This is a genomic window from Leclercia sp. M50 (genome assembly GCF_037150775.1).
Taxonomy (GTDB): domain Bacteria; phylum Pseudomonadota; class Gammaproteobacteria; order Enterobacterales; family Enterobacteriaceae; genus Enterobacter.
On the sequence record NZ_JBBCPK010000071.1, the window covers coordinates 1 to 25,339 of the forward strand.

The window sequence follows — 25,339 nt, forward strand, 5'->3', positions numbered from 1 at the left end:
GAAAATCGCCGCTTCGCGGATTGTTCGCCCCATCCCTGGGGCTCACCCCTTCGGGGCCAGCGCAAGCGCTGTCCAAAATTGCTCCCGGCAATTTTGTCTTCAGCTTATTCCCTACGGCTTTCGGGTCGGGCGCGATCCTACATCCCTGTAGGTCACGCCCTCTCGGCGCATCCATGCGCCTCGCCCCGGCCTGCGGTCAACGCCTCAGCGATTTTCAGCCGGACCAGGGAGCCACTGTAAGCTATTTACTTTCTGATGATTTGTTCATTGCTGTAGGTTTGCTCTCTGATCACGACGCCAGAGCCAGCGCTCCTTCAATGCCTTTCAGCTTCTGCTGCGCCTGCTTTAACTCTTCCAACAGCTTTTTCTCATGGGGGTTGGGCGCCATCACCACGATGCAGCCATCCATGACTTTTACCGTGACTTTATCCCCGGTATCAAACCCCGCCGCGCGCAGCCATTTACCGGAAAGGATCAGGTTTGGCGTACTGCGATCGCGACCTTGCGGGCGATATCCCACAATTAATGTACGCTCAGTTCCGGTTGCGGTAGCTTCTGGGGTAGAATGCGAATCAGCCATAATCAACTCCTTGATAGTTGGTGAGGTTAGACGCCCTTTAGTGCTCGAACACTACCGGGCGTTGCTTGAAATCTGAATCCATGTGGTAGGTACCACGTGGTGATAAACTAACCGAAATGGTACCTACCATGCAAGAGAAAAAGAAGCCAAATTTTGACCGCAAGAAAAGCACGATGAAGAACATCCGGTTCGAGGACGAGCTTTTGGAACAGATTGAGAAAGCTGCGGGGAAAGGGAATTTTAGTAAGTGGGTTAAAGAGGCTTGTACGAAAAGATTAGATGCCGAATTTTTCGACAAAAAATAATATCATCATAGACATTTAAAAAATGATGATATTAATAGCTGTATTTAATGGTAAAAAACAGGCGATGTGTTAATTATTGAAAATAGTGTTGAAGATACTATTCCTTTAGAATACAAAATCCCTTTCGATATTTGCCCTTTTAGTTCTTGATGTTCAATCAAAAAATCTTGAAGCATAAGCAATATTTTATCGTCCTTTTTATATCTTGATTTTGCGTCAATAAGAGAAATGGATTCTTTAGGCGAATAATTTCTTTTGAACGCAACATTCGCTAATTCATACTTTGAAAAAATAGGGTTCTTTTCATTGGCTGATAATGCGATTAATATGGTTCTTACACACCATGATATTCTTTTATTAGCAATTACCCAATTAGTTATGATATCCTTATGCCCAAGGATTTTCTCCGCTAGAAAATAAGCGACAACTGCATCCTCTAAATAAGATTCTTTATAAATAAAAGATTCTTTAAGTTGAGAAAAAAAAGCGTCGTTGAACAAGCATTTCCCTTCTTTTATGATATGAAGGAAAAACAAATTACCTTCACTTGCTAACTTCAATGATTCAGATGTTGAATACAAGGAGAAATTTACTTTCCCGACATCTTTGACAGTGTAATCTTTAGAGTCATTAATACCCAAAAGATCAAAATCTGAATGTATGTCAATATCTCCTCGGGCATGGCTTCCAAAGAGAATAAGGCACTTCAACGCATTTTGATTTTCTATTTCGATCATATTCTGGCCATGCTTATTTTATTAATTAATGTTGGGAGGCTTACGCCATACCAAGCTAAACCTAATAGCATATTAGATTGTACCAAAAATTGAGATAACAGGCTATCGCTAGGTGTTGAGTATTTTGTGTAACCCACTAAAAGAGTTACATCTAAACTTTTCATATAACTTTCAAATAGTAAGATAAAAAATCCTCTAAGATTAACTTGTGCATCCCACGATTGATAAGTGTATAAGATTGTATATGAAACTAAAATTAAGAAACCAAAACCTATACATCTTATAAAGCTGTTCCCCCAGCCATTAATAAAACCAAATGAGCTGAGAATAATTTTTTCAATGGGGAATAAAATGCAATGTAATTTGTTCCATGAAAGTTTAAAGTAACCTTTAGCTTTCTTCGTTAGCTTTTTTTTAGTTTTCATGGCAGTTCCGATTTGTTCGGAATCTAGCTTTATCTTCGACTCTTTTTCTTTTATTCTTAGTTTGAATAGTGTTTTAATTGCATCATAGTAAATATCATCGTCCCCTATGTTGGTGACTGATGTAATAATATTCCTACTTAGTTTTACAAGAGAGGAATACATGCGATATTCTTGATCGTAAATGTTTAGGTTTCTTTTGTCACAGTATTTTTGTGTTGCGTATATATATGCATTTTGAATAAAAGTAGAAGAAAGTATAGTGGTATCTTCGAAAACGGTTTTCCCACCAGATATAGAAACTTTCTTAAACTTACATTTTTCATTGAATGAACAACGGCTAAATTTAGCCAAAGCGAATGAAGTCTTCTTAAAAGTGCAATTTTCAAAGTTGACATCATTAAATACAGAATGGCCAAAGTATACCTTTCTAAACTCGCAGTTTTTGAAAGTTATTTTCTGATTGGTGTTATCTCCTAAAAAATCACACACATCAAAAACAGCATCTTCTATAATTAATCTTTTAGTATTTGGTATAGCTTGATTTTGTGCGCTCTCAGGAGAAGAAATGTGTATAACATAATGCTTTAGATGATCTCCATTATTGCGCATTTCATTAACAGCATCTAAATGCATTTTTTTAAATTTATCGAGGTTAATATTTTTATCATATATAACGTCCCAATAACATCTTTTCCTATGATCATCGGCTATTGGTGCATTTATAATTTCTTCAGAATCTTTTTTATCAATAGGGATTGGCTGCGCGTTATTCATTTTAATTATCTATAATCATTATGGGGAAAATAAAAGCATTAAATTATTTTATAGATGAGTACTACATTTAGAAAGAAAAAAATAGAGCTTTCTATAAAGATTATGTGTGGTTTTGACTGAAAGAGGTATGCGTCCAGTGAGATGGGGGCATTACAATTTTGGCGGAAGATCACAGGAGTCGAACCTGCCCAGGACCGCTGGCGGCCCCAACTGGATTTGAAGTCCAGCCACCTCACCGGAGATGACGATCTTCCGCGCCTCGATTGCTACATGGAGGCGGGCGCATTATAGCTACTTTCAATCGTTTACCCCATCTTTTCCCTCACTTATTTCACCCCTTTTTTGACCTGTGTTAACCCCTCTAGCGTAATCCCTAAGAAAATCCTCAGCTTACATTTTCCGCCCACGCACTTTTACCGCGATCACAAAAAACAAGAAACGTAAAAAAGTAACCAGAAAACGCAATACCTGCCCGTGGGTGAATGGTTTACAAAAAATGTAACCGGTCTCAGCGCCCTACGCGTGAAGGAAAAACAATGAAAAGCGAAGTCTTATCCGTCAAAGAGAAAATTGGTTACGGCATGGGTGACGCCGCAAGTCACATCATTTTCGACAACGTTATGCTCTACATGATGTTTTTCTATACCGATATCTTCGGCATCCCCGCCGGGTTCGTCGGCACCATGTTCCTGCTGGCGCGTGCGCTGGATGCTGTCTCCGACCCCTGTATGGGGCTGATAGCCGACCGCACCCGCAGCCGTTGGGGTAAGTTCCGCCCGTGGATACTGTTCGGGGCGATCCCGTTTGGTCTGGTCTGCGTGCTGGCCTACACCACGCCGGACCTCAGCCTGAACGGTAAAATGATCTACGCCGCTGTCACTTACACCCTGCTGACCGTGCTCTATACCGTGGTCAACATCCCGTACTGCGCCCTGGGTGGGGTGATCACCAATGACCCGACGCAGCGTATCTCCCTCCAGTCCTGGCGCTTCGTGCTGGCGACGGCGGGCGGCATGCTCTCCACGGTACTGATGATGCCGCTGGTGAATATGATTGGCGGCGAGAATAAGGCACTCGGCTTCCAGGGCGGTATCGCGGTGCTGTCGGTGGTAGCGTTCCTGATGCTGGCGTTCTGCTTCTTCACCACCAAAGAGCGCATCCAGGTGCCGCCGAGCACCACCTCCATGCGCGAAGATCTGCGCGACATCTGGAAGAACGACCAGTGGCGCATCGTCGGGCTGCTTACCATCCTCAATATTCTGGCGGTCTGCGTGCGCGGCGGGGCGATGATGTATTACGTCACCTGGCTCATGGGCTCGCCGGAGCTGTTTGTCGCCTTCCTTACCACCTACTGCGTCGGCAACCTCATTGGCTCGGCGCTGGCGAAACCGCTTACCGACTGGAAGTGCAAGGTCAGCGTCTTCTGGTGGACCAATGCCCTGCTGGCGGTGGCGAGCGTGGCGATGTTCTTCGTGCCAATGCAGGCCAGCATCACCATGTTCGGCTTTATCTTCGTGATTGGTGTCCTGCACCAGCTGGTGACGCCGATCCAGTGGGTGATGATGTCCGACACCGTCGATTACGGCGAGTGGACCAACGGCAAACGCCTCACCGGCATCAGCTTTGCGGGCACGCTGTTCGTGCTCAAGCTGGGTCTGGCGCTGGGCGGGGCGTTAATCGGCTGGATGCTGGCTGGCGGCGGCTACGATGCCGCAGCCAAAACCCAGAACAGCGCCACCATCAGCATTATCATCGCCCTGTTTACCCTGGTACCCGCCGCTTGCTACCTGCTGAGCGCGGTGATCGCCAAACGCTACTACAGCCTGAAGACGCCATTCCTGGTCAAAATCATGAACGATCTGGCGCAGGGCGCGCGACGTAACGAGCAGGAATTTAACATCCTGCCGGTCAGCAAAGAATTGCAGAACTAAGAGGACGAAAGCATGAAAATCAGTGATGGAAACTGGCTAATTCAACCGGGTCTGAACGTGACCTATCCGGTTCAGGTATTCGATGTGGAGCAGCAGGGCAACGACCTGGTGGTCTATGTGGCCCCGCGCGACGTGCGCGAGCGCACCTGGCAGCTGGATACCCTGATGTTCACCGTGCGCCTGTTCTCGCCGCAGGAGGGCATTGTCGGGGTGCGCATCGAGCACTTCCAGGGCGCGCTGAATAACGGTCCACACTATCCGCTCAACGTCCTGAAAGACGTTAACGTGCAGATTGAAAACAACGCGGAGTTTGCTGAGCTGAAAAGCGGCAACATCAGCGTGCGCGTCACCAAAGGCGAGTTCTGGTCGCTGGATTTCTTCCGCGACGGGCAACGCATCACCGGCAGCCAGTTGAAAAATAACGGTTACGTGCAGGACGGCAATACCGATCGCAACTACATGTTTGAGCGTCTGGATCTGGGCGTGGGTGAAACCGTCTACGGCCTGGGCGAGCGCTTTACCGCCCTGGTGCGCAACGGCCAGACGGTCGAAACCTGGAACCGCGACGGCGGCACCAGCACCGAGCAGTCGTACAAAAATATCCCGTTCTACCTCACAAACCGCGGCTACGGCGTGCTGGTGAACCACCCGGAAAACGTCTCCTTTGAAATCGGCTCCGAGAAGGTGTCGAAAGTGCAGTTTAGCGTCGAGGGTGAATATCTGGAGTACTTCGTCATCGACGGCCCGACGCCGAAAGAGGTGCTGAACCGCTATACGCAGTTCACCGGGCGTCCTGCGCTGCCGCCAGCATGGTCGTTCGGCCTGTGGCTCACCACCTCGTTCACCACCAACTACGACGAAGCGACGGTGAACAGCTTTATCGACGGCATGGCGGAGCGCGACCTGCCCCTGCACGTCTTCCACTTCGACTGCTTCTGGATGAAGGCCTTCCAGTGGTGCGACTTTGAGTGGGACCCGGTCACCTTCCCGGACCCGGAAGGGATGATCCGCCGCCTGAAGGAGAAAGGGCTCAAGGTCTGCGTGTGGATCAACCCCTACATCGGGCAGAAATCACCCGTATTTAAGGAGCTGAAAGAGAAGGGCTATCTGCTGAAACGTCCGGATGGCTCCCTGTGGCAGTGGGATAAATGGCAGCCGGGGCTGGCGATCTACGACTTCACCAATCCGGAGGCTTGTGCCTGGTACGCCGACAAGCTGAAAGGCCTGGTGGATATTGGCGTCGACTGCTTTAAAACCGACTTTGGCGAGCGCATTCCGACCGACGTGCAGTGGTTTGACGGTTCCGATCCGCAGAAAATGCACAACCATTACGCCTACATCTACAACGAACTGGTGTGGAACGTGCTGAAAGAGACGGTGGGCGAGGAAGAGGCGGTGCTGTTCGCTCGCTCGGCCTCGGTGGGGGCGCAACAGTTCCCGGTTCACTGGGGCGGCGACTGCTACGCCAACTATGAATCGATGGCCGAAAGCCTGCGCGGCGGGCTGTCGATTGGGCTCTCCGGATTTGGGTTCTGGAGCCACGATATCGGCGGATTCGAAAACACCGCCCCGGCGCACGTCTACAAACGCTGGTGCGCGTTCGGGCTGCTCTCCAGCCACAGCCGCCTGCATGGTAGCAAATCCTACCGGGTGCCGTGGGCGTATGATGACGAGTCCTGTGATGTGGTGCGCCACTTTACCCAGCTGAAATGCCGGATGATGCCGTACCTCTATCGCCAGGCGGCGCTGGCCCGCGAGTTCGGCACGCCAATGCTGCGGGCGATGATGCTCGAGTTCCCGGACGATCCGGCCTGCGACTACCTCGACCGCCAGTATATGCTGGGGGATGCGGTGATGGTGGCGCCTGTATTCAGCGAGGCGGGCGACGTGCAGTTTTACCTGCCGGAAGGGCGCTGGACGCACCTGTGGCATAACGACGAATTGCAGGGCAGCCGCTGGCACAAACAGCAGCACGATTTCCAGAGCCTGCCGGTCTACGTGCGTGATAACACCCTGCTGGCGCTGGGTAACAACGACCAGAAACCGGACTACGCCTGGAACGAAGGCACCGCCTTCCAGCTGTTTAACCTGGCCGATGGCGCCAAGGCGGTAAGCGAAGTCCCTGCGGCGAACGGTGATGTGGCCTTTACCCTGACCGCGACGCGCAGCGGCGATACCATAACGTTAAAAGGGAGCGGCGAGGCGCGGAACTGGACGGTCTGCCTGCGCAATATGCCGCAGATTAGCGGCGTGAAAGGCGCATCCAACATCAGCAGCGAGTGGGGCGTGGTGGTGAAAGCCGAAGGGGATGAGGTGGTGGTTCACCTCTGAGTCGTCTGGAAAAGCCCGGCGGCGCGTTGCTTGCCGGGCCTACGGATCGTGTATGCTGTGGGTTTTGTAGGCCGGGTAAGGCGAAGCCGCCACCCGGCAATGCAGTGCGGTCTGATGCCCGGTGGCGCTGCGCTTACCGGGCCTACGGGTCGTGCAGGCTGTGGGTTTTGTAGGCCGGGTAAGGCGAAGCCGTCACCCGGCAATGCAGTGCGGTCTGATGCCCGGTGGCGCTGCGCTTACCGGGCCCACATTATGGTGCGGGTGGTGGTGCCACCGTATTCACCGCTCCACCCGTCATCGTCTGGGTCACCTGTTGCTTATCCATATTTACCGCATTCAGCTTGCCGTTAACCGTCGGTTTTAACGGGGAATCTTTCTGCACGTTGCCGCTGGCGGTGAGCTGAAGATTGCCGTCGCCGGACACTGGCAGCGCTGGCCATCCCCACTGCTGGATAATGTTCAACGGTACGCCGCGCCCGGTCAGATTAACGGTAGTCTGGCGCACCGGGGTCTGCGATACGCTGGCCTTCGCTTCCAGGATCCCTTTCTCGGTAAAGGCGCTCAGTTCATTGATGGCAATCGTCGAGGCGTTGGCGGTAAGCGACAGCGACGGACGGCGCACGTCCACGCGATTAAAGGTGGCGGCCGCACCGTTCAGGGTGGCAGTGCCTGACCAGACCCCCCACTCGCGATCTTTCGCCAGTTGCAGGTTGGTACCATAACCATCGAGAGCGGTGATCTGCCACGGGAAGGCGGCGTCGACATCGATCACCAGGTTGCGGCTCAGGCCAAATTTGCGCAGCGTAACGCTGTGCAGCCATTCCGGCAGGGTCGTCATCCACTGCGTTTTCCAGTTTTCCGGCAGGGTGTATTCCAGCCCGGCGACGGCGACATCATCCAGCACCAGGGCTTTACCGCTGCGCAACCAGTTGCCGGAGGTGCGCACCATTCCGCCTTCCCAGCGTGAGGTGAACTGGCGCAGGGCGATCCCCTGCGGGGAGAATTCGGCGTTGAGGATCGGGTCGAACAGATGCAGTGAACCGTAGATAAACTCACTGGCGTTCATCGACAGGCGGCCATCCTCACTCTGCCAGTCGCCCTGGCTCAGGGTCAGGTTGCGCAGGTTTAAATCGAGATCGGTGACTGCCCAGTCCGGCCCCTGCAGGCGGGCGTCGGTCACATCCAGGCGGCCAATCTGCAACGACGGCAGTGTGGTGATGGGGGCGAAGAAGTCGGCAAGGGATTTATCACTCTGCAGGCGGATCTCATTCAGGCGCATGTTGTCCACCTTCCAGCCGCCGTTGGCGTCGCGACGCGCGGTGCCGGTGAGCGAGCCCCGGGCCATGTCTGCGCCGATGGTGGTCAGCACCACCTCTTTACCGTTCAGTTCGCCTTCAATCAGCACGTTGCTGGCCGGTACGCCGTTCAGCGTCAGCGACCCGGCGCTGATCTGGATCTGCGCTTTTTTACCCAGCACGTTGCCCGCTTCAGGGTCCCAGGGGCGCACGCCGCCGGTCACCTTCTGGGCGCTGAGATCCCATTCGGTATTCGGGCTGTTAAACGCCATGTTGTTCAGCAGCAGGCGATCGGCCTGGAAGGGGAGCGGAGCGGTCTGGGGCGAGAGGTTAAGCGTGCCGTCAAACAGGGTGATGGTGTCCATGTGCAGCGGGTCGGTGAGCTGGCGGCTGCTCACGCCGATATCCACCATTTTGGCGACCAGCGTCGCGGGTTGGCCGTCGCGCCCGAAGGTGACGTTTTTCAGCACCAGGTGCGTGGGCGACGAAAAACGGTGATCCATCAGGTCGAAATTGAGTTCGTAATCGGTGTTTACCGTGATCCAGCTGCTGACCTGCGCCGCTCCCCAGCGGGTTTGTACAAGGATATAGAGCGCGAGGATCGCAATAAGCAGAACGGCCAGAATACCGACGAGAAGCTTTCCAATAAATTTCATGGTCTTCCATCACGTAAAACGAACATAAAGGAGTTATGCACGATTTATGCGCAATGCTCAAGGCGGGAATGGTGTAATTACGTGTCACGGCAGCAGTTGCCTGCTGCCGTAAAGGGAGATCAGTTCTTTTCTGGCGGGAAAATCAGGTTCAGGACGATAGCGGTGATCCCACCGGCGGCGATGCCGGAAGAGAGCAGGTTCTTCACCCAGTCCGGGGCAAACTGCAGGATCAGCGGCTGCTGAGAAACACCCAGACCCACCGCCAGCGACAGGGCGATGATCATGATAGCGCGGCGGTTCAGCGGCTCGCGGGAGACGATACGCACCCCCGATGCCGCGATGGTGCCAAACATCACCAGCGTTGCGCCGCCCAGGACCGGCTCAGGAATGTGCTGCACAAAGCCGCTCACCGCCGGGAACAGGCCCAGTAAAACCAGCATCAGCGCCACGACAAAGCCCACGTAGCGGCTGGCAACGCCGGTCAGCTGGATCACGCCGTTGTTCTGGCCGAAGCAGGAGTTCGGGAAGGTGTTGAACACGGCGGAGACAAACGAGTTCAGACCGTTGGCCAGGACGCCGCCTTTCAGGCGCTTCATATACAGCGGGCCAGAGACCGGCTGCTCAGAGACGTCAGAGGTCGCGGTAATGTCGCCGATGGTTTCCAGCGAGGTGATCATAAACACCAGCATCAGCGGCAGCAACAGGCTCCAGTCAATGCCCAGGCCGTAGTAGAGCGGCGTCGGCACCATGATCAGCGGGCTGTCGGTCGGCGCAACAGACTGCGGCAGCATGCCCATCGCCCATGCGGCCAGGTAGCCTGCCGCCATGGCGATCACCAGCGAGGCGACGCGCAGGTACGGGTTACGCTGACGGTTAAGCAGAATAATGATCGCCAGCACAATGCCCGCCAGCAGCAGGTTTTTCGGGGCGCCGAAGGTGTGGTCGTTCATCGCCGCGTAGCCGCCGCCGATGGAGGTCAGACCCACCTGAATCAGCGACAGGCCGATAATCATCACCACTACGCCGGAGACCAGCGGGGTAATAATGCGGCGCGCCAGGTGCAGAACGCGGGAGATCACCATCTCGGTGCAGCTTGCCAGCATCAGGGTGCCGAACAGCGCCGCCATCATGGTAGGTACATCCGCGCCGCCGGTTTTCAGCGCCGTACCGCCCATGATCAGCGGGGCAACAAAGTTAAAGCTGGTGCCCTGAATCGACAGCAGACCGGAACCCACCGGCCCCCAGGCTTTAATCTGAATAATGGAGGCCACGCCCGAGGCAAACAGTGACATGCTGATGATGTGCTGGGTGTCCTGCGCCGGTAAACCGAGAGCCTGGCAGATCAGCAGGGCTGGGGTAATAACGGCCACAAACATCGCCAGCAGATGCTGACAGGCGGCAAACAAGGTCTGCGCCAGCGGCGGACGGTCTTCAAGACGGTAAATCAGTTCACTGTTTTGCGTCTGCGCAATCGGTTGCGCATCCTGCTGTTCAATGGCGTTAACGGACATCTGCTGCAAACCCCTGGAGGAAAAGCGGGCATTTTAGCCGAGTGGATGAGAAAAGCAAACGATTGCTAACAAAAAACGTTGATAAATTCACCCGTCCAGGACGGCTTTTTCTGTCCTGATGCGGCAAAGTTCATTACACTCCTGCTCCCGATTGCGCTAATAACACGCAAACGTTACAGGAAAACGCGCATGTTGATGGAGCACGTGCCTTAAAAGGAGCCCACTATGATTCATCTCGATACGTTGTCGACCCTCGTTGCGGCAACTCTCGTTTTACTGCTTGGCCGTAAACTGGTTCACAGCGTTCCCTTCCTCAGAAAATACACCATCCCGGAGCCCGTTGCGGGCGGATTGCTGGCCGCCATCGCGCTGCTGGTGCTGAAAAAAAGCATGGGCTGGGAAATCAACTTTGATATGACCTTAAAAGACCCGCTGATGCTGGCCTTTTTCGCCACTATCGGCCTGAACGCCAACCTCTCCAGCTTGCGGGCAGGCGGGAAGGTGCTTGGGGTGTTCTTAATTGTGGTGGTCGGTCTGCTGGTGATGCAGAACGCCATCGGCATCGGCATGGCGTCGCTGCTGGGGCTGGACCCACTGATGGGCCTGCTGGCCGGTTCGATTACCCTGTCGGGCGGTCACGGTACCGGCGCGGCCTGGAGCAAGCTGTTTGTTGAACGCTATGGCTTCCAGAATGCCACCGAAGTGGCAATGGCCTGCGCCACCTTCGGGCTGGTGTTGGGTGGCCTGATCGGCGGACCGGTCGCGCGCTTTCTGGTGAAGCGCTCCACCAACCCGAATGGCTGCCCGGACGATGAGTTGACGCCATCGGCATTTGAAAAGCCGGACGTTGGACGCATGATCACCTCCCTGGTGCTGATTGAAACCATCGCCCTGATCGCCATCTGCCTGACGGTGGGCAAGGTGATTGCGCAATTGCTGGCTGGCACCGTGCTGGAGCTGCCGGTCTTTGTCTGCGTGTTGTTTGTGGGGGTAATCCTCAGCAACGGCCTGGCCCTGATGGGCTTTTATCGCGTCTTTGAGCGGGCGGTGTCGGTGTTGGGCAACGTCTGCCTGTCGCTGTTCCTGGCGATGGCGCTGATGAGCCTGAAGCTGTGGGAGCTGGCCTCGCTTGCGCTGCCAATGCTGGCGATCCTGATCGTGCAGGCCCTGTTTATGGCGCTGTACGCCATGTTCGTTACCTGGCGGATGATGGGTAAAAACTACGATGCGGCGGTGCTGGCGGCCGGCCATTGCGGCTTTGGTCTGGGGGCAACGCCGACGGCGATCGCCAACATGCAGGCCATTACCGAGCGTTTCGGTCCGTCGCATATGGCGTTTCTGGTGGTGCCGATGGTGGGGGCGTTCTTTATTGATATCGTCAACGCGATCGTGATTAAGCTCTATCTGATGCTGCCCATATTCGGCTGATCAGGCGTTCGAGTAACGCCCGGTCTCTGGCATCCAGCGATCGATTAACGCTGCCGCCTGTTCGGGGTAGCGTTCATGAATATGGCGTGCCAGACGCTGAACTTCGGGGATCATGCCCTGATCGCGCATCAAATCTGCCACTTTAAACTCGGCGTTACCGGTCTGACGGGTGCCGAGCAACTCTCCCGGCCCACGGATCTCCAGATCCTGTTGCGCAATCACAAAGCCGTCATTGCTGTCGCGTAACACCTGCAAACGTTTTTGCGCCGTTTTCGACAGTGGGGCTTTATAGAGCAATACGCAGTGCGAGGCCACCGCGCCACGTCCGACGCGGCCACGCAGCTGGTGCAGCTGCGCCAGACCCAGACGTTCCGGGTTTTCGATGATCATCAGGCTGGCGTTAGGCACATCCACCCCCACTTCAATCACCGTGGTGGCAATCAGCAGATGCAGTTCGCCCTGCTTGAAGGCCTGCATCACCGCCTGTTTTTCCGCAGGTTTCATCCGGCCATGCACCAGCCCGACGTTCAGCTCCGGCAGGGCCAGCTTTAACTCTTCCCAGGTGGCTTCTGCCGCCTGCGCTTCCAGCAGATCGGACTCTTCAATCAGGGTACAGACCCAGTAGGCCTGACGCCCTTCCTGCAGGCAGGCGTTGCGCACGCGATCGATGATGTCGCTGCGGCGTGTATCCGGGATGGCGACGGTGGTTACCGGCGTGCGGCCCGGGGGCAGCTCGTCGATAACGGAGGTGTCGAGATCGGCATAGGCGGTCATCGCCAGGGTGCGGGGGATGGGCGTGGCGGTCATGATCAGCTGGTGCGGATGATAACCCTGCTGGAGACCTTTCTCCCACAGCGCCAGACGCTGATGCACACCAAAACGGTGCTGCTCATCAATGATCACCAGTGCCAGACCGTGGAACTGCACCTGCTCCTGGAAGATGGCATGGGTGCCGACAATCATCTGCACCTGACCGCTGGCAATGGCTTCCTGCTGCGCCTGTCGCGCTTTGCCTTTTTGCTTACCGGCAAGCCAGCCCACCTCCACGCCCAGCGGCGCAAACCAGGCGCGGAAATTGTTGGCGTGCTGCTCGGCCAGTAGTTCGGTAGGCGCCATCAGGGCGACCTGTCTACCGTGGGCAATGGCGCGTAACGCGGCCAGGGCGGCCACCAGCGTTTTGCCCGAGCCTACGTCGCCCTGCACCAGGCGCATCATCGGCACGTCCAGCGCCATATCATGCTCGATCTCGGCGGTGACGCGGGCCTGCGCCCCGGTGGGTTTAAACGGCAGCGAGGCCAGAAGCCTCTCTTTTAATTCATTACGGGCCGGGAGCGGCAGGGCGTGAAAACGCTGTGCCCCGGCGCGCAGCGCCAGCATGCTCAGGTTGTGCGCCAGTAACTCTTCAAGAATCAGACGTCGCTGCGCCGGGTGTTGCCCGCTCTCTAAATCGCTCAACAGCAGTGAGGGCGGCGGGCGATGGAGAGTACGCAACGCATCCGGCAGGCTCATCATCCCCTGCGCCAGCTCCGGCGGCAGAAGTTCGGCAATGGCGCAGGTGTCCAGCAGCTCCAGCGCCTGATCGGTCAGCTTGCGCAGCGTCGCCTGCTTAACGCCTTCGGTGGTCGGGTAGACCGGCGTCAGCGTCTCCTGCATCTCCGGCGTGCTGAGATCGCCCTGCACGCGGTACTCCGGGTGGATCATCTCCGCGCCATATTTCCCGCGTTTGGCTTCGCCATAGGCCAGCACCCGTCGTCCAGTGGCGAGGCTGTTTTTCATTGCCGCATTGAAGTTAAAAAAGCGCATCGTCAGGATGCCGGAGCCGTCGCTGATCTGGCAGGTCATCATCCGGCGACCGCCGAAGGTGATGTTGCAGTTCAGGACTTCGCCTTCAACGGTGGCGTAAATGCCAGGCAGAAGTTCACCAATCTGGTAAAGCTGAGTGCGGTCTTCGTAACGCAGGGGGAGGTGCAGGAGGAGATCCTGCACGGTATGCAGGCCAATTTTCGCCAGTTTGCTGCTCTGGGCTGCGCCAACACCCGTCAGGGAATTGAGCGGCACAGCATCCAGCAGACGGCCCTGCATAATTTACTTCGCCGCCTGCATCGTCGCCCACCACGTCGCATCGGCTTCAATCTCGCCCTGCAGATTCACGTGGGGGTACGGTAATTTTTTCTGCTTCGCCACTCTGGCCAGCACCGGATAACCGCCTTCAAACAGCAGGCGCTGCTGCTCGTCGTCCGGCAGCATACTGTTCTCGCGTTTGTACATCCCGGCATTTTGCCGCTGACGCTGGGCTTCATACAGAATGAGGGCGGAGGCCACGGAGACGTTCAGCGACTGCACCATGCCGATCATCGGAATGATGATGTCCTGATCCGCCAGATCTAAGGCTTCCTGGGTGATCCCCGTCTTCTCCTGACCCATCAGAATGCAGGTCGGGCGGGTGTAATCAATTTCACGGAAATCGACGGCTTTGTCGGAAAGGTGGGTCGCCAGAATCTGCATGCCGCGCCCTTTCAGATGCGAAATGGCTTCGCCAATAGTGTCGTGGGCTTTGACCTGTACCCAGCTGTTGCTGCCTGCGGCAGCCGAGGCCATAGGACGCATCCGCGTCCCCTTCCAGACGGCGTGCACTTCATGCACGCCGACGGCATCAGCGGTACGGACGATAGCAGCAACGTTATGAGGTTTATGCACCTGCTCCATGCACACCGTCAGATCGGGCTGACGCCTGGCAAGCATTTCGCAGATCCGGGCATAACGCGTTGAATTCATAAAACTAGTTTCGGTTACGGGTGACTTTAATGACGTCAGCCATCACGCGGATTTTACGCATGATATTCGCCAGATGCACACGGTCCCGCGCGGTCAGACGAATAAAGGCGCTGTAGACCCGGCCATCCTTCTCTTCGGTATTCAGGCTATGAATATTCGAAGAGGCGGTATTGATCGCCGCGGTCAGGTTCGCCAGCGCGCCCTGGTGGTTGAACATATCTACCTTGATCTCGGTGATAAATTCCTGCTCGGTCTCTTTATCCCACTCGACCGCCATAAACTTCTCTGGCTCTTTCTGATAGCCGCGGATGTTACGACAGGATTCGTGATGGATAACCAGACCTTTACCCGGGCTGACGTGAGCAATAATTGGATCGCCAGGGATAGGGCGGCAGCACTTGGCAAAGGTGATCAGTACGCCGTCGGCGCCCTTGATCGGCAGATGACCGTGGCTGGTTGATGACGGCTGCGGCACAGAGGTTTCACCCTGCTGCAGGTTCTTCGCCACCACCACGCTCATCGCGTTGCCAAGACCGATCTCTGCCAGCAGGTCATCAAGCGAGGCGAGCTTCATACGCTCCAGCTCGTGCTGAATGCTCTCTTTCGGGATCTCAGCCAGCTTGCGGCTACCCCCCAACGCATGGTTGAGCAGACGACGACCCAGGCTGACGGAGTCATCGCGTTTGAGGTTCTTCAGCAGCTGACGGATCTTGGCGCGCGCTTTCGAGCTCACGACGAAGTTGAGCCACGCCGCGTTCGGACGCGCACCTGGGGCAGTAATGATTTCCACCGTCTGGCCACTGGTCAACGGCTGTGACAGCGGATACGGCTGCCTGTCGACGCGTGCCCCCACGCAGGCATGACCGATATCGGTATGCACGGCGTAGGCGAAGTCGACCGGCGTGGCACCAGCAGGCAGCTCGACAATGCGCCCTTCTGGTGTGAAAACGTAAATCTCATCCGGGAAGAGATCGGATTTAACGCTCTCGATGAATTCAAACGAGCTACCGGCGCTCTGTTGCAGCTCCAGCAGGCTCTGCATCCAGCGCTGGGCGCGGATTTGCGCGGTAGTGCTGGTTTCGCCGTGCTCTTTATAGGCCCAGTGCGCGGCAACACCCATCTCCGCCATCTGATCCATATCTTCGGTACGAATTTGCACCTCAACCGGCACGCCGTGCGGGCCAATCATCGAGGTGTGCAGAGACTGATATCCGTTCGCTTTTGGAATGGCGATATAGTCTTTCATTCGGCCCGGACGCGGCTTGTACAGGCTGTGCATCTGACCGAGCACGCGATAACAGGTGTCGGCGTCATGAACGATCACGCGGAAGGCGTAGATATCCATGATCGAGTGAAAACGCTGCTCTTTAAGCACCATTTTGCAGTAGATAGAGTACAAATGCTTTTCGCGACCGCTGACGCGACAGGGAATACCGGCTTCCTGCAAACGCCCTTCGATTTCCGAGAGGATCTTCTGAATCATCTCCTTACGGTTGCCACGCGCGGCTTTCACCACCTCTTTGATCACACGGAAGCGGTTCGGGTACAACGCTTCAAAACCCAGCTCTTCCAGCTCGGTTTTAATGTGATGAATACCTAAACGGTGCGCCAGCGGGCTGTAGATTTCGAGGGTTTCACGGGCAATACGGCGACGTTTGTCCGGGCGAAGCGAGCCCAGCGTGCGCATATTGTGGGTACGGTCGGCGAGTTTGATCAGAATGACGCGGATATCCTGCACCATCGCCATGATCATCTTGCGAAAGTTTTCGGCCTGCGCCTCTTTCTTGTCGCGGAAATTCAGCTTATCAAGCTTAGAGACCCCTTCCACCAGTTCGGCAACGCTTTTGCCAAACAGCTGTTCCATATCCTGGTAGGTGGCAGGGGTGTCTTCGATCACGTCATGCAGCAGGGCGGCCATCAGCGTTTCATAGTCGAGTTTCATCTCGGCCAGAATACAGGCCACCGCTACCGGGTGCGTGATATAGGGTTCACCGCTTGAACGTGTCTGACCCTCGTGAGCGTCACGTGCAACGAGATACGCCTGCTGGAGACGTTTAATCTGATCTACCGGCAGGTAGGTTTGAATCAGTTGATTCAGGCTTTCAAACAGATACAAGGGCGACCCGCAGGTTTAATTAACGACGACCTTCAGCAATGGCGGTAACGGCCTGCAGTTCTGCGGCTTCCTGCTCTTGCTGCTCCTGGCGCTCACGAACATCGAGGATCTGGCTGTTGATCAGGCCTTCTTCGATTTCGCGCAGTGCGATAACGGTAGTTTTATCGTTTTCTTCCGGTACCAGTGGATCTTTACCGCCTGACTGCATCTGACGAGCGCGACGCGCGGCGACCAGCACCAGGTCAAAACGGTTACCAATTTTCTCTACAGCGTCCTGAACAGTTACGCGTGCCATACTTAAAATGCTCCACAGATGAAGAAATGACTGGGCATGATACTGAATGTGGGTTCAGTCTGCCAACAGTTTGGTGATTAATGCGTCATGTCGCTGCTTCTGGCGGCTCATACGCAGACGTTCGGCGCGAAGGATAGTTTTGAGATCGCTCAGGGCGGCGTCAAAATCATCATTCACAATCAGGTAATCATATTCGGCGTAATGGCTCATTTCCGCAACTGCCTGGGCCATACGTTTTGCGATAACCTCTTCGCTATCCTGGCCGCGGCCACGGAGACGGCGATCCAGCTCATCTTTCGATGGCGGCAAAATAAAAATGCTGCGTGAATCGGGCATTTTCTGGCGAATCTGCTGCGCGCCCTGCCAGTCGATATCCAGGAATACGTTTACGCCGGTCGACAGCACTTGCTCGATGGTTTCACGCGAGGTGCCGTAATAGTTACCGAAGACCTCAGCGTGTTCAAGAAACGCATCTCTGCCAATCATCGTTCTGAATTCATCGTGATCGACAAAAAAATAGTGTTCACCGTGTACTTCACCCGGACGCGGCGCGCGCGTGGTGTGAGAAACAGAAACCTGCGTATCGTACAACGGTTGGGTTTTTAACAGCGCCTGAATCAGGCTGGATTTACCCGCGCCACTTGGGGCAGAAACAATATAAAGCGTGCCTTGAGCCATGAGAGTCTTTGTATGTTGATAGCGTTGAAGTCCTACATACGGGCTTATTATACACGTCGCCGCTTCGTGACGTAGCCTTTGTCACACTTTTTCCGCATTCCGGTTGATTTTTGCGTACCTTTTTCCGGTTTTATGGGGCGTTTGCAGCAACAAAGATTTAATTCTGAGGTTGCCTCGTAAAGTCGTTTTTTGCCTCTCGCCTGCGGCTGTGCTTCGCGTTATACCCCCTGCAAAACAGGGAGGAGTGACGATGTGGCGATATTTTAGCGTGCTGTTAGCAATCTGGAGCAGTGCCGGTCAGGCGATATGCCCGGTCTGGTCGCCTACCCAGGCAGAGCAGGAGATAGCCAGGCTCAGCGCGCAAATAGCACGCTGGGATAAGGCGTACTGGCAACAGGGCACCAGCGACGTCAACGACGAAGTCTATGACCAGCTGGCGGCAAGGCTTAAACAGTGGCGGCACTGCTTTGGCGACGAACAGGCGGCAGACGTACCGGTGGCTGCTGGGGGGGCGGTCAGGCACCCGGTCGGCCACACTGGGGTCGCGAAGATAGCCGATAAAACAGCGCTCCGCCAGTGGATGCAGTCGCGTCGCGATCTCTGGATCCAGCCAAAAGTGGATGGTGTGGCGGTCACGCTGGTCTACCGCCAGGGTCAACTGGTGCAGGCCACCAGCCGTGGCGACGGACTGAAAGGCGAAGACTGGACGGAGAAAGTAAAACGCATCGCCTCGGTTCCCGGGCAGGTAAAAGGCCCGCTTGCCAATAGCGTGTTGCAGGGGGAGCTCTTTTTACTGCGCGATAACCATATCCAGAAGCAGATGGGTGGGATGAATGCGCGGGCAAAAGTCGCCGGGACGATGATGCGACACGATACCGGCGCAGGGCTGGATAAGATCGGTATTTTCATCTGGGCATGGCCGGACGGCCCCGCCTCGATGCCTGAACGGCTACAGGCATTAACCCAGGCAGGGTTCACCCTTACCGGGTTATGGACGCATAAAGTCAGTTCGCTGGAGTCAGCAGAAAAAATACGCGAACGCTGGTTTACATCGCCCCTGCCGTTTGTGACCGATGGGGTCATCATCCGCTCGGCGCAGGAGCCTCCGGGTCACCGCTGGCTTCCCGGCGAGGGCAGTTGGGTCGTGGCGTGGAAATATGCGCCGGTCGCCCGGGTTGCCGAAGTTCGGGCCATCAATTTCACCGTGGGGCGTACCGGCAGGATCGCGGTGGTTGCCATCCTGGAGCCCGTACAGCTTGATGATAAGCAGGTGCAGCGCGTAAACCTCGGGTCAGTGGGACGCTGGCAGGCGCTGGATATTGCGCCGGGGGATCAGATCCAAATTAGTCTGGCCGGGCAGGGGATCCCGCGCGTGGATAACGTCGTCTGGCGGGGGAGCGATCGCCGCAAACCCGTGCCGCCAGAAAGGCGTTTTACCCCGCTCACCTGTTTTTATGCCGCGCCGGAGTGCCACGGGCAGTTTATGGCCCGGCTGAAGTGGCTGAGTTCGTCGTCGGTGTTAAATATCGCCGGGCTGGGTGAGGCTGGCTGGCAGACGCTGCATCAGGCGCACCACTTTGAACATCTCTTTTCCTGGCTGGCGCTCACTCAGGAGCAGTTGCAACACACACCCGGCATAACGACAGATCGGGGTCTGCGGCTCTGGCATCAATTCAATCTGGTTCGCCGTCAGCCTTTTACCCGCTGGCTGGATGCGCTTGGCGTTCCCCTGCCGCGAAGGGCCCTGCGCGCGCTTAGCGATCGGCAGTGGCAGCAGTTACTGGAGAGAGATGCGTTACGCTGGCATCAGGTGCCGGGCATCGGCCCGGAAAAGGCGCACAGGCTGGTGGATTTTGTTCATCATCCCACCGTTAACGCCCTGGCTTCCTGGCTGGGTGAACAGGGCGTACAGGGCTTTTAGTGGCTATCGTGGGTGTAATAAAAAACGGGTAATCCCAGTTTCAGTCGCAGTGCCAGCATGCGGGCGGTAAAGCCAAATAAGAGCGTGGAGATGATCACCACATCCTGATTGCTCACGTAATGCTGCAAAGCGACATAGAGCACGGCGGAGGCGAAAGAGACGCCAGCGTAGAGTTCTTTCTGAAAGACCAGCGGGATGCGTTTACAGAACATATCGCGCAGCACGCCGCCAAAGACGCCGGTGATCACCGCCGCGATAGTGGCGATCACCGGGCCCTGGCCCATATCCAGCGCGACCTGGGCGCCAATAATGGAGAATACGATCAGGCCGAGGGCATCCAGCACCAGAAACAGACGGCGCAGATGGGGCATAACCGGGGCGGCAATGGTGGTCAACACGGCGGCGACGGCCACAATAATCACATACTCAGGATGTTGGACCCAGCCGAGCGGATAGTGGCCCAGCAGGATATCCCGGACGGAGCCGCCACCCAGCGCCGTGGCAGTGGCAATAATAATGACGCCGAAGGTGTCCATACGACGACGTCCGGCGGCGAGGGCGCCGGTCATGGCTTCAGCGGTGATACCGATCAGATACAGGATATGCAGCAGCATGTTACCCCCAGAAATAAGAGCGTCAGGGTAACGTTTTGTGCTCTGGCTCACGATTTAGATTTTCTTGTGCGAGCAAATATGCCTTAGATTATCTAATGCCACTTTGGCTTAAAGAGGGCTATTCCCTATTTTTAGCATAGATATCACATTAGATTAATTTAGCCTTTAGCGCTGCTGGGGGCTAAAAATCTGCCGGAACATCGGCACCAGCATCTTATTCCCGGTTTCGCTGAGGTGGTTATCGTCGAAATACCATGGTTGTAAATTCTTACTGCCCATGCAGCGGCCCGCCGTACAGAGCCAGGCGGTGGGATCGAGCACCTGAACGCCACACTGTTTTGCCGCCCGCGCCTGCGCCTGCAAAATAACAGCGTTTTGTTTGGCGTAAGTCGCGACGGGTATGGATAAGTCGTGCGTAGTTTTGCCGGTCATCAGGCGATGAGATAACGTGCGGGGAACGTTTTGCGCCATCTCGGGGATCGGATTCACCAGATAAACAGGACGCGTACTGTTGAGCGAGCATGCCATATCAACGATGGCATCAGAGTACTGACGCAGGTAGTCCTGCTTGTTTTGCTGCCCGGCCCCGAAGGTGACAAGCTGCTTTTCGGCATAGTGCGTCAGGCGGTTCACAATCACCACCGGTACGTCCGGCGCGTAATCCTTCAGCCTTGAAGGGAGAGAGCGGTTAAATTCCCCGCATCGATTGCGCGCCCCCAGTTCGCCCCTTGCCAGCGTCGGACAGCCAGAGTAGGTGATCCCGATAACAGAGCCCCTACCTTGCGCCGCTTCTGCCAGCGCGGTTGCGGTGGCTTCCGCATGGCTGTCGCCAATGATGATGGCGACGGGCTTCCCTGTGCCATAGGCGCTCAGGTGCGTTTTAGGATTGGCTTCGTAGTTTTTGTTGGTGGCTTCCAGCGCGATTTTATTGACGAGCGGGTCGGGCTGGCTGACCACGATCTGGTTTTTCACCAGATAGCTGAACAGCCAGGCGACACCTACGCAGGCAAAGAGGATCAACCAGAAAGCGCGGCTTGAACGCTGGCTAAGGTAATTTTTGCCGGGTTGCTCAATCAGCACCCACGACAGCCAGCCGATGGCGAAGGAGAGCGCAATCGCGCTCATGACCCACAGCCCGTTGTGCTGCTTTCCGCTGTAGAGCAGAACCACCGCCACAGGCCAGTGCCATAAATAGACGGAGTACGAGCTCAGCCCCGCCCAGCGAAAATTACGGTCGAACAGGCTCACCAGCGGCTGGTAGTCGCTGTAGATCACCAGCATCGCGCCCGCGATGGGCAGTAAGGTCAGCGGGCCTGGCCAGGCATGCTCAGGGGTGATGAAAAAGAGTGACAGCAGGATCAGCGCGTAACCCGCGATTGCCGCAACCGGGCGAAGCATCAACGGCATCACAAAGCGCTGCGAGGCATACCACACCACTCCACCGCACAACATCTCCCAGGCGCGATAAGGCATCAGGTAGAAGCTGGTGGCCGCAGCGTTGGGCGTGTGGGTGACACTCACGATAAACGACGCAACGGTGAGTATGGCCAGGCATAAGCCGGTGTTCAGTTTTTTTCTGAGGGGATAGAGCCCCATCATAATGAAGGGTAACACCAGGTAAAATTGCCATTCGACGGACAATGACCAGGTATGTAAAAACCAGTTCTCATGGGAGTCGGGAGCAAAATAGTCCCCGGACTCTTTGTTAAGTTTCAGATTGGAAATAAATAAGGCGGCATAGCCAATATAGTTTCCAAGTTTTTGATATTCATTTGTTGGCAACCAGAAAAAGGTCGTCGCGGCGACAATCAGACACATCGCCAGCAGCGCGGGAATTATTCTTTTACAGCGCGCGGCATAAAACTGAATAAGGTTGAAGCTATTTCGCTCAAGACCTGTGGCGATGATTTTGGTCATCAAGAAGCCGGAGATAACGAAAAACACATCCACGCCAGCGAAACCGCCGGGCAGCAGGGTGGCAGTAAAGTGATAAAACACTACAGAAAGAATGGCTATTCCGCGCAGCAGGTTAATGTCCTGCCGGAAATCGCGGTCAACTGAGAGGCTGGAGGCTTCCTCTAAGGATAAGTTGATGTTTGCCATTATGTTTCCTGAGAGGAAAGATAAGAATATTGAGTGCGGCGTGCATTCTAACAAAAATAGAAAAGGAGTTCTTATATTCTGATGCGCAGGTGGGATTCAGGACATACTTAAAGTCATTAATTGACAATGGTCCCTTAGCGGGACCATTAATAGCGAAAAACGCGCGCTAATGTTTATTCGATATTCTGAATCTGTTCGCGCATCTGCTCAATAAGCACCTTCAGTTCAATCGCAGAGTTAGTGACTTCGGCGTTGATAGACTTGGACGCCAGCGTGTTCGACTCGCGGTTGAATTCCTGCATCATAAAGTCGAGACGACGGCCCACGGCCTCTTTCTTCTTCAGGATGTTGTAGGTCTCTTTGACGTGCGCTTCCAGACGATCCAGCTCTTCCGCCACATCGATACGCTGGGCCATCAGCACCAGTTCCTGTTCGAGACGGTTGTTTTCCAGCTGGACTTCGGCATCTTCCAGTTTGGCGACCAGACGCTCACGCTGCCACTGCAGAATCTCCGGCATATGGGCGCGGACTTTCGCCACTTCACCGCTAACGCCTTCCAGGCGTTGCTCGATCAGCGCTTTCAACGCCTGACCTTCGGTTTCACGGGCTAAAATGAAATCGTCCAGCGTGCTGTCCAGCGCGGTAAGGATCTCAGCGGTAATGGCGTCCAGATCCTGTTCGCCGGCCGCCATCACGCCAGGCCAGCGCAAAATATCCACCGGGTTAATTTCGCCTTCGTCGCTCTGCATTTTGACCCAGTTAGCGGCGTTCACCAGCTGTTTAGCCAGTTTCTCGTTCAGGATCAGCTCACCTTGCGCGCTCGCATCAGGCTCAAAACGCAGGTTGCATTCAATCTTTCCGCGGGTCAGGCGAGCGCGGATACGCTCACGCACGACAGGCTCAAGGCTGCGGAACTGTTCTGGCATACGGAAATAGGTTTCAAGATAGCGTTGGTTTACCGAGCGCATTTCCCAGGTAGCGCTGCCCCAGCTACCCTTGATTTCACGGCGGGCGTAGGCGGTCATACTGCGGATCATAGACTTTTCCGTTTTCAGAGGAGAGATGGGGGGATTATAGCTTTCGGGGCTTTCTCAGGATAGGAATAAGCGCGTTTAATCCGTATAATGCGCAGCCACATTCGTTTCAAGCCGGAGATATCATCATGCGTCCATCAGGTCGTAGCGCCAACCAGGTGCGCCCCGTCACCCTGACCCGTAACTATACAAAACACGCTGAAGGTTCCGTGCTTGTTGAATTTGGTGACACCAAAGTCCTGTGCACCGCCTCCATTGAAGAGGGCGTACCGCGCTTTCTGAAAGGCCAGGGACAGGGCTGGATCACTGCCGAATATGGCATGCTGCCACGCTCCACCCACACCCGTAACGCCCGCGAAGCGGCGAAGGGCAAGCAGGGCGGTCGCACCATGGAGATCCAGCGTCTGATCGCGCGTGCGCTGCGCGCCGCTGTTGATCTGAAAACCCTGGGCGAGTTCACCATCACCCTGGACTGCGACGTGATCCAGGCGGACGGCGGCACCCGTACTGCCTCTATTACCGGAGCCTGTGTGGCGCTGGCCGATGCCCTGAACAAACTGGTTGCGGCCGGTAAACTGAAAGCGAACCCGCTGAAAGGCATGGTGGCGGCGGTATCAGTAGGTATCGTCAATGGCGAAGCGCTGTGCGATCTGGAGTACGTTGAAGACTCCGCGGCAGAGACCGACATGAACGTGGTGATGACCGAAGATGGTCGCATCATCGAGGTGCAGGGCACGGCAGAAGGTGAGCCGTTTACCCACGAAGAGCTGCTCTCTCTGCTGGCGTTGGCCCGAGAGGGGATCGAATCTATCGTAACGACGCAGAAGGCGGCGTTAGAAAATTGATTTTAAAGGCGACTGATGAGTCGCCTTTTTTTTGCCTGTAAGAGAGAAAAGAGAAAGGAGCGAATCCATGAAACCGTATCAGCGCCAGTTTATTGAGTTTGCGCTTAGCAAGCAGGTACTTAAGTTTGGCGAATTTACGCTGAAATCCGGGCGCAAGAGCCCCTATTTCTTTAACGCCGGGCTGTTTAATACCGGGCGCGATCTGGCACTGTTAGGCCGCTTCTATGCCGAAGCGCTGGTGGATTCGGGGATCGAATTCGACCTGCTGTTTGGCCCGGCGTACAAAGGTATTCCGATTGCGACCACCACCGCCGTGGCACTGGCGGAGCATCACGATCGCGATGTGCCGTACTGCTTTAACCGCAAAGAGGCTAAAACTCACGGTGAAGGCGGTAACCTGGTCGGTAGCGCGTTGCAAGGTCGGGTGATGCTGGTAGACGATGTGATCACCGCAGGCACCGCCATCCGTGAATCGATGGAGATTATCCAGGCGAATAACGCCACGCTGGCGGGCGTGCTGATCTCGCTGGACCGCCAGGAGCGCGGACGTGGCGATATCTCCGCCATTCAGGAAGTGGAGCGTGACTACAACTGCAAAGTGACCTCAATCATCACCCTGAAAGATCTGATTGCCTGGATGGAAGAGAAGCCGGAGATGGCAGAGAGCCTGGCGGCAGTGCGCGCCTATCGCGAAGCGTACGGCGTATAAGTCAATGGCCCGGTGGCGCGACGCTTACCGGGCCTACGAAAACCGTAGGCCGGATAAGGCGGATACAGGGTTACTGCAACTGCGCGGCCACGAGCGGCCAGCGGGCATCAAAATCGTCCGTCGGACGATATTTGAATTCACTGCGCACAAAGCGGGAGAGCATCCCTTCACAGAAGGCCAGAACTTGCCCGGCAAGCAGTGATTCATCCGTGGTGAAGCCTTCCCCTTCGCGCATTTTCTTTTCGCGTAATACCTGGCGCAGCTGCGCCTCAATAC

The 25,339-nt window shown here is 55.4% G+C and carries 20 protein-coding genes, 1 tRNA gene and 1 pseudogene; 7 read left to right on the forward strand and 15 right to left on the reverse strand.

Features of this window, described 5'->3' with window-relative positions; translation table 11 throughout:
• Positions 1-289: 289 nt before the first annotated feature.
• A complete protein-coding gene (locus WFM46_RS16785; protein WP_336998071.1) occupies positions 290-580 on the reverse strand; it encodes a SymE family type I addiction module toxin in 291 nt (96 codons plus the stop codon).
• Between the two features lie 128 nt (positions 581-708).
• Here WFM46_RS16785 and WFM46_RS16790 point away from each other — a divergent pair, with 128 nt between their 5' ends.
• Entirely contained in the window at positions 709-885 is a 177-nt protein-coding gene (locus WFM46_RS16790; RefSeq protein ID WP_156653672.1) for a YlcI/YnfO family protein, read from the forward strand.
• Positions 886-929: 44 nt separating this feature from the next.
• On the opposite strand, the gene WFM46_RS16795 is transcribed toward WFM46_RS16790, so the two are convergent.
• The 3 genes from WFM46_RS16795 to WFM46_RS16805 form a co-directional block, all read right to left on the reverse strand.
• A complete protein-coding gene (locus tag WFM46_RS16795; protein WP_156653673.1) occupies positions 930-1,622 on the reverse strand; it encodes a nucleotidyltransferase domain-containing protein in 693 nt (230 codons plus the stop codon).
• Positions 1,619-2,821: a pentapeptide repeat-containing protein gene (locus WFM46_RS16800; RefSeq protein WP_156653674.1), complete on the reverse strand. Its 1,203-nt coding sequence runs from the start codon at positions 2,819-2,821 to the stop codon at positions 1,619-1,621. Before WFM46_RS16800 ends, WFM46_RS16795 begins: the two co-directional genes overlap by 4 nt.
• Before the next feature lie 159 nt (positions 2,822-2,980).
• Positions 2,981-3,075 (reverse strand) — tRNA-Sec (locus tag WFM46_RS16805).
• Between the two features lie 282 nt (positions 3,076-3,357).
• Between WFM46_RS16805 and WFM46_RS16810 the strand changes: the two genes are divergently transcribed.
• Positions 3,358-4,752 carry a glycoside-pentoside-hexuronide family transporter gene (locus tag WFM46_RS16810; protein WP_336998072.1) on the forward strand — a complete coding sequence of 465 codons (1,395 nt, stop codon included), beginning with the start codon at positions 3,358-3,360 and terminating at the stop codon, positions 4,750-4,752.
• A gap of 12 nt (positions 4,753-4,764) precedes the next feature.
• A complete protein-coding gene (yicI, locus tag WFM46_RS16815; RefSeq protein WP_336998073.1) occupies positions 4,765-7,083 on the forward strand; it encodes an alpha-xylosidase in 2,319 nt (772 codons plus the stop codon).
• 250 nt (positions 7,084-7,333) lie between these two features.
• Here yicI and WFM46_RS16820 read toward each other — a convergent pair whose 3' ends face one another.
• The gene (locus tag WFM46_RS16820) at positions 7,334-9,034 is read right to left on the reverse strand and encodes an AsmA family protein (protein WP_336998074.1); all 1,701 of its coding nucleotides are present in this window, start codon (positions 9,032-9,034) and stop codon (positions 7,334-7,336) included.
• Between the two features lie 119 nt (positions 9,035-9,153).
• The gene (locus tag WFM46_RS16825; protein ID WP_159340418.1) at positions 9,154-10,545 is read right to left on the reverse strand and encodes a nucleobase:cation symporter-2 family protein; all 1,392 of its coding nucleotides are present in this window, start codon (positions 10,543-10,545) and stop codon (positions 9,154-9,156) included.
• Between the two features lie 225 nt (positions 10,546-10,770).
• On the opposite strand from WFM46_RS16825, the gene gltS reads away from it, so the two are divergent.
• Entirely contained in the window at positions 10,771-11,973 is a 1,203-nt protein-coding gene (gltS, locus tag WFM46_RS16830) for a sodium/glutamate symporter (protein WP_156653678.1), read from the forward strand.
• On the opposite strand, the gene recG is transcribed toward gltS, so the two are convergent.
• The 5 genes from recG to gmk are packed head-to-tail and all read right to left on the reverse strand — an operon-like array spanning position 11,974 to position 17,837.
• Positions 11,974-14,055 (reverse strand): ATP-dependent DNA helicase RecG, encoded by a 2,082-nt coding sequence (recG, locus tag WFM46_RS16835; RefSeq protein WP_103177694.1) that lies wholly within the window; start codon positions 14,053-14,055, stop codon positions 11,974-11,976.
• A gap of 3 nt (positions 14,056-14,058) precedes the next feature.
• On the reverse strand, positions 14,059-14,748 hold the full coding sequence (gene trmH, locus WFM46_RS16840; protein ID WP_159340416.1) for a tRNA (guanosine(18)-2'-O)-methyltransferase TrmH: 690 nt from the start codon (positions 14,746-14,748) through the stop codon (positions 14,059-14,061).
• Positions 14,749-14,752: 4 nt separating this feature from the next.
• Complete coding sequence (gene spoT / locus WFM46_RS16845; protein ID WP_103177696.1) at positions 14,753-16,864, reverse strand: bifunctional GTP diphosphokinase/guanosine-3',5'-bis pyrophosphate 3'-pyrophosphohydrolase; 2,112 nt, start codon at positions 16,862-16,864, stop codon at positions 14,753-14,755.
• 19 nt (positions 16,865-16,883) lie between these two features.
• Positions 16,884-17,159, reverse strand: coding sequence for a DNA-directed RNA polymerase subunit omega (rpoZ, locus tag WFM46_RS16850; RefSeq protein WP_039030179.1), 276 nt, complete (start codon positions 17,157-17,159; stop codon positions 16,884-16,886).
• A 54-nt stretch (positions 17,160-17,213) separates the two neighbouring features.
• Positions 17,214-17,837 (reverse strand): guanylate kinase, encoded by a 624-nt coding sequence (gene gmk, locus WFM46_RS16855; RefSeq protein ID WP_103177697.1) that lies wholly within the window; start codon positions 17,835-17,837, stop codon positions 17,214-17,216.
• A 250-nt stretch (positions 17,838-18,087) separates the two neighbouring features.
• Here gmk and ligB point away from each other — a divergent pair, with 250 nt between their 5' ends.
• Entirely contained in the window at positions 18,088-19,758 is a 1,671-nt protein-coding gene (gene ligB, locus WFM46_RS16860; protein WP_336998075.1) for an NAD-dependent DNA ligase LigB, read from the forward strand.
• Here ligB and WFM46_RS16865 read toward each other — a convergent pair.
• From WFM46_RS16865 to WFM46_RS16875, 3 genes are all read right to left on the reverse strand, one after another.
• On the reverse strand, positions 19,755-20,372 hold the full coding sequence (locus WFM46_RS16865) for a trimeric intracellular cation channel family protein (RefSeq protein WP_103177699.1): 618 nt from the start codon (positions 20,370-20,372) through the stop codon (positions 19,755-19,757). The two genes, ligB and WFM46_RS16865, sit on opposite strands and share 4 nt — an antisense overlap.
• A 165-nt stretch (positions 20,373-20,537) precedes the next feature.
• Positions 20,538-22,475, reverse strand: a complete 1,938-nt coding sequence (locus WFM46_RS16870) for an acyltransferase family protein (protein ID WP_336998076.1) — start codon at positions 22,473-22,475, stop codon at positions 20,538-20,540.
• Positions 22,476-22,648: 173 nt separating this feature from the next.
• Entirely contained in the window at positions 22,649-23,512 is an 864-nt protein-coding gene (locus WFM46_RS16875; RefSeq protein WP_103177713.1) for a YicC/YloC family endoribonuclease, read from the reverse strand.
• 125 nt (positions 23,513-23,637) lie between these two features.
• Here WFM46_RS16875 and rph point away from each other — a divergent pair, with 125 nt between their 5' ends.
• Together rph and pyrE are read left to right on the forward strand one after the other, a co-directional pair.
• Positions 23,638-24,354: a ribonuclease PH gene (gene rph / locus WFM46_RS16880; protein ID WP_103177714.1), complete on the forward strand. Its 717-nt coding sequence runs from the start codon at positions 23,638-23,640 to the stop codon at positions 24,352-24,354.
• A gap of 67 nt (positions 24,355-24,421) precedes the next feature.
• The gene (gene pyrE, locus WFM46_RS16885) at positions 24,422-25,063 is read left to right on the forward strand and encodes an orotate phosphoribosyltransferase (protein ID WP_103177715.1); all 642 of its coding nucleotides are present in this window, start codon (positions 24,422-24,424) and stop codon (positions 25,061-25,063) included.
• Between the two features lie 70 nt (positions 25,064-25,133).
• Here the strand turns inward: pyrE and slmA are convergent.
• A pseudogene (gene slmA / locus WFM46_RS16890) lies at positions 25,134-25,339 on the reverse strand (nucleoid occlusion factor SlmA); the annotation flags it as partial.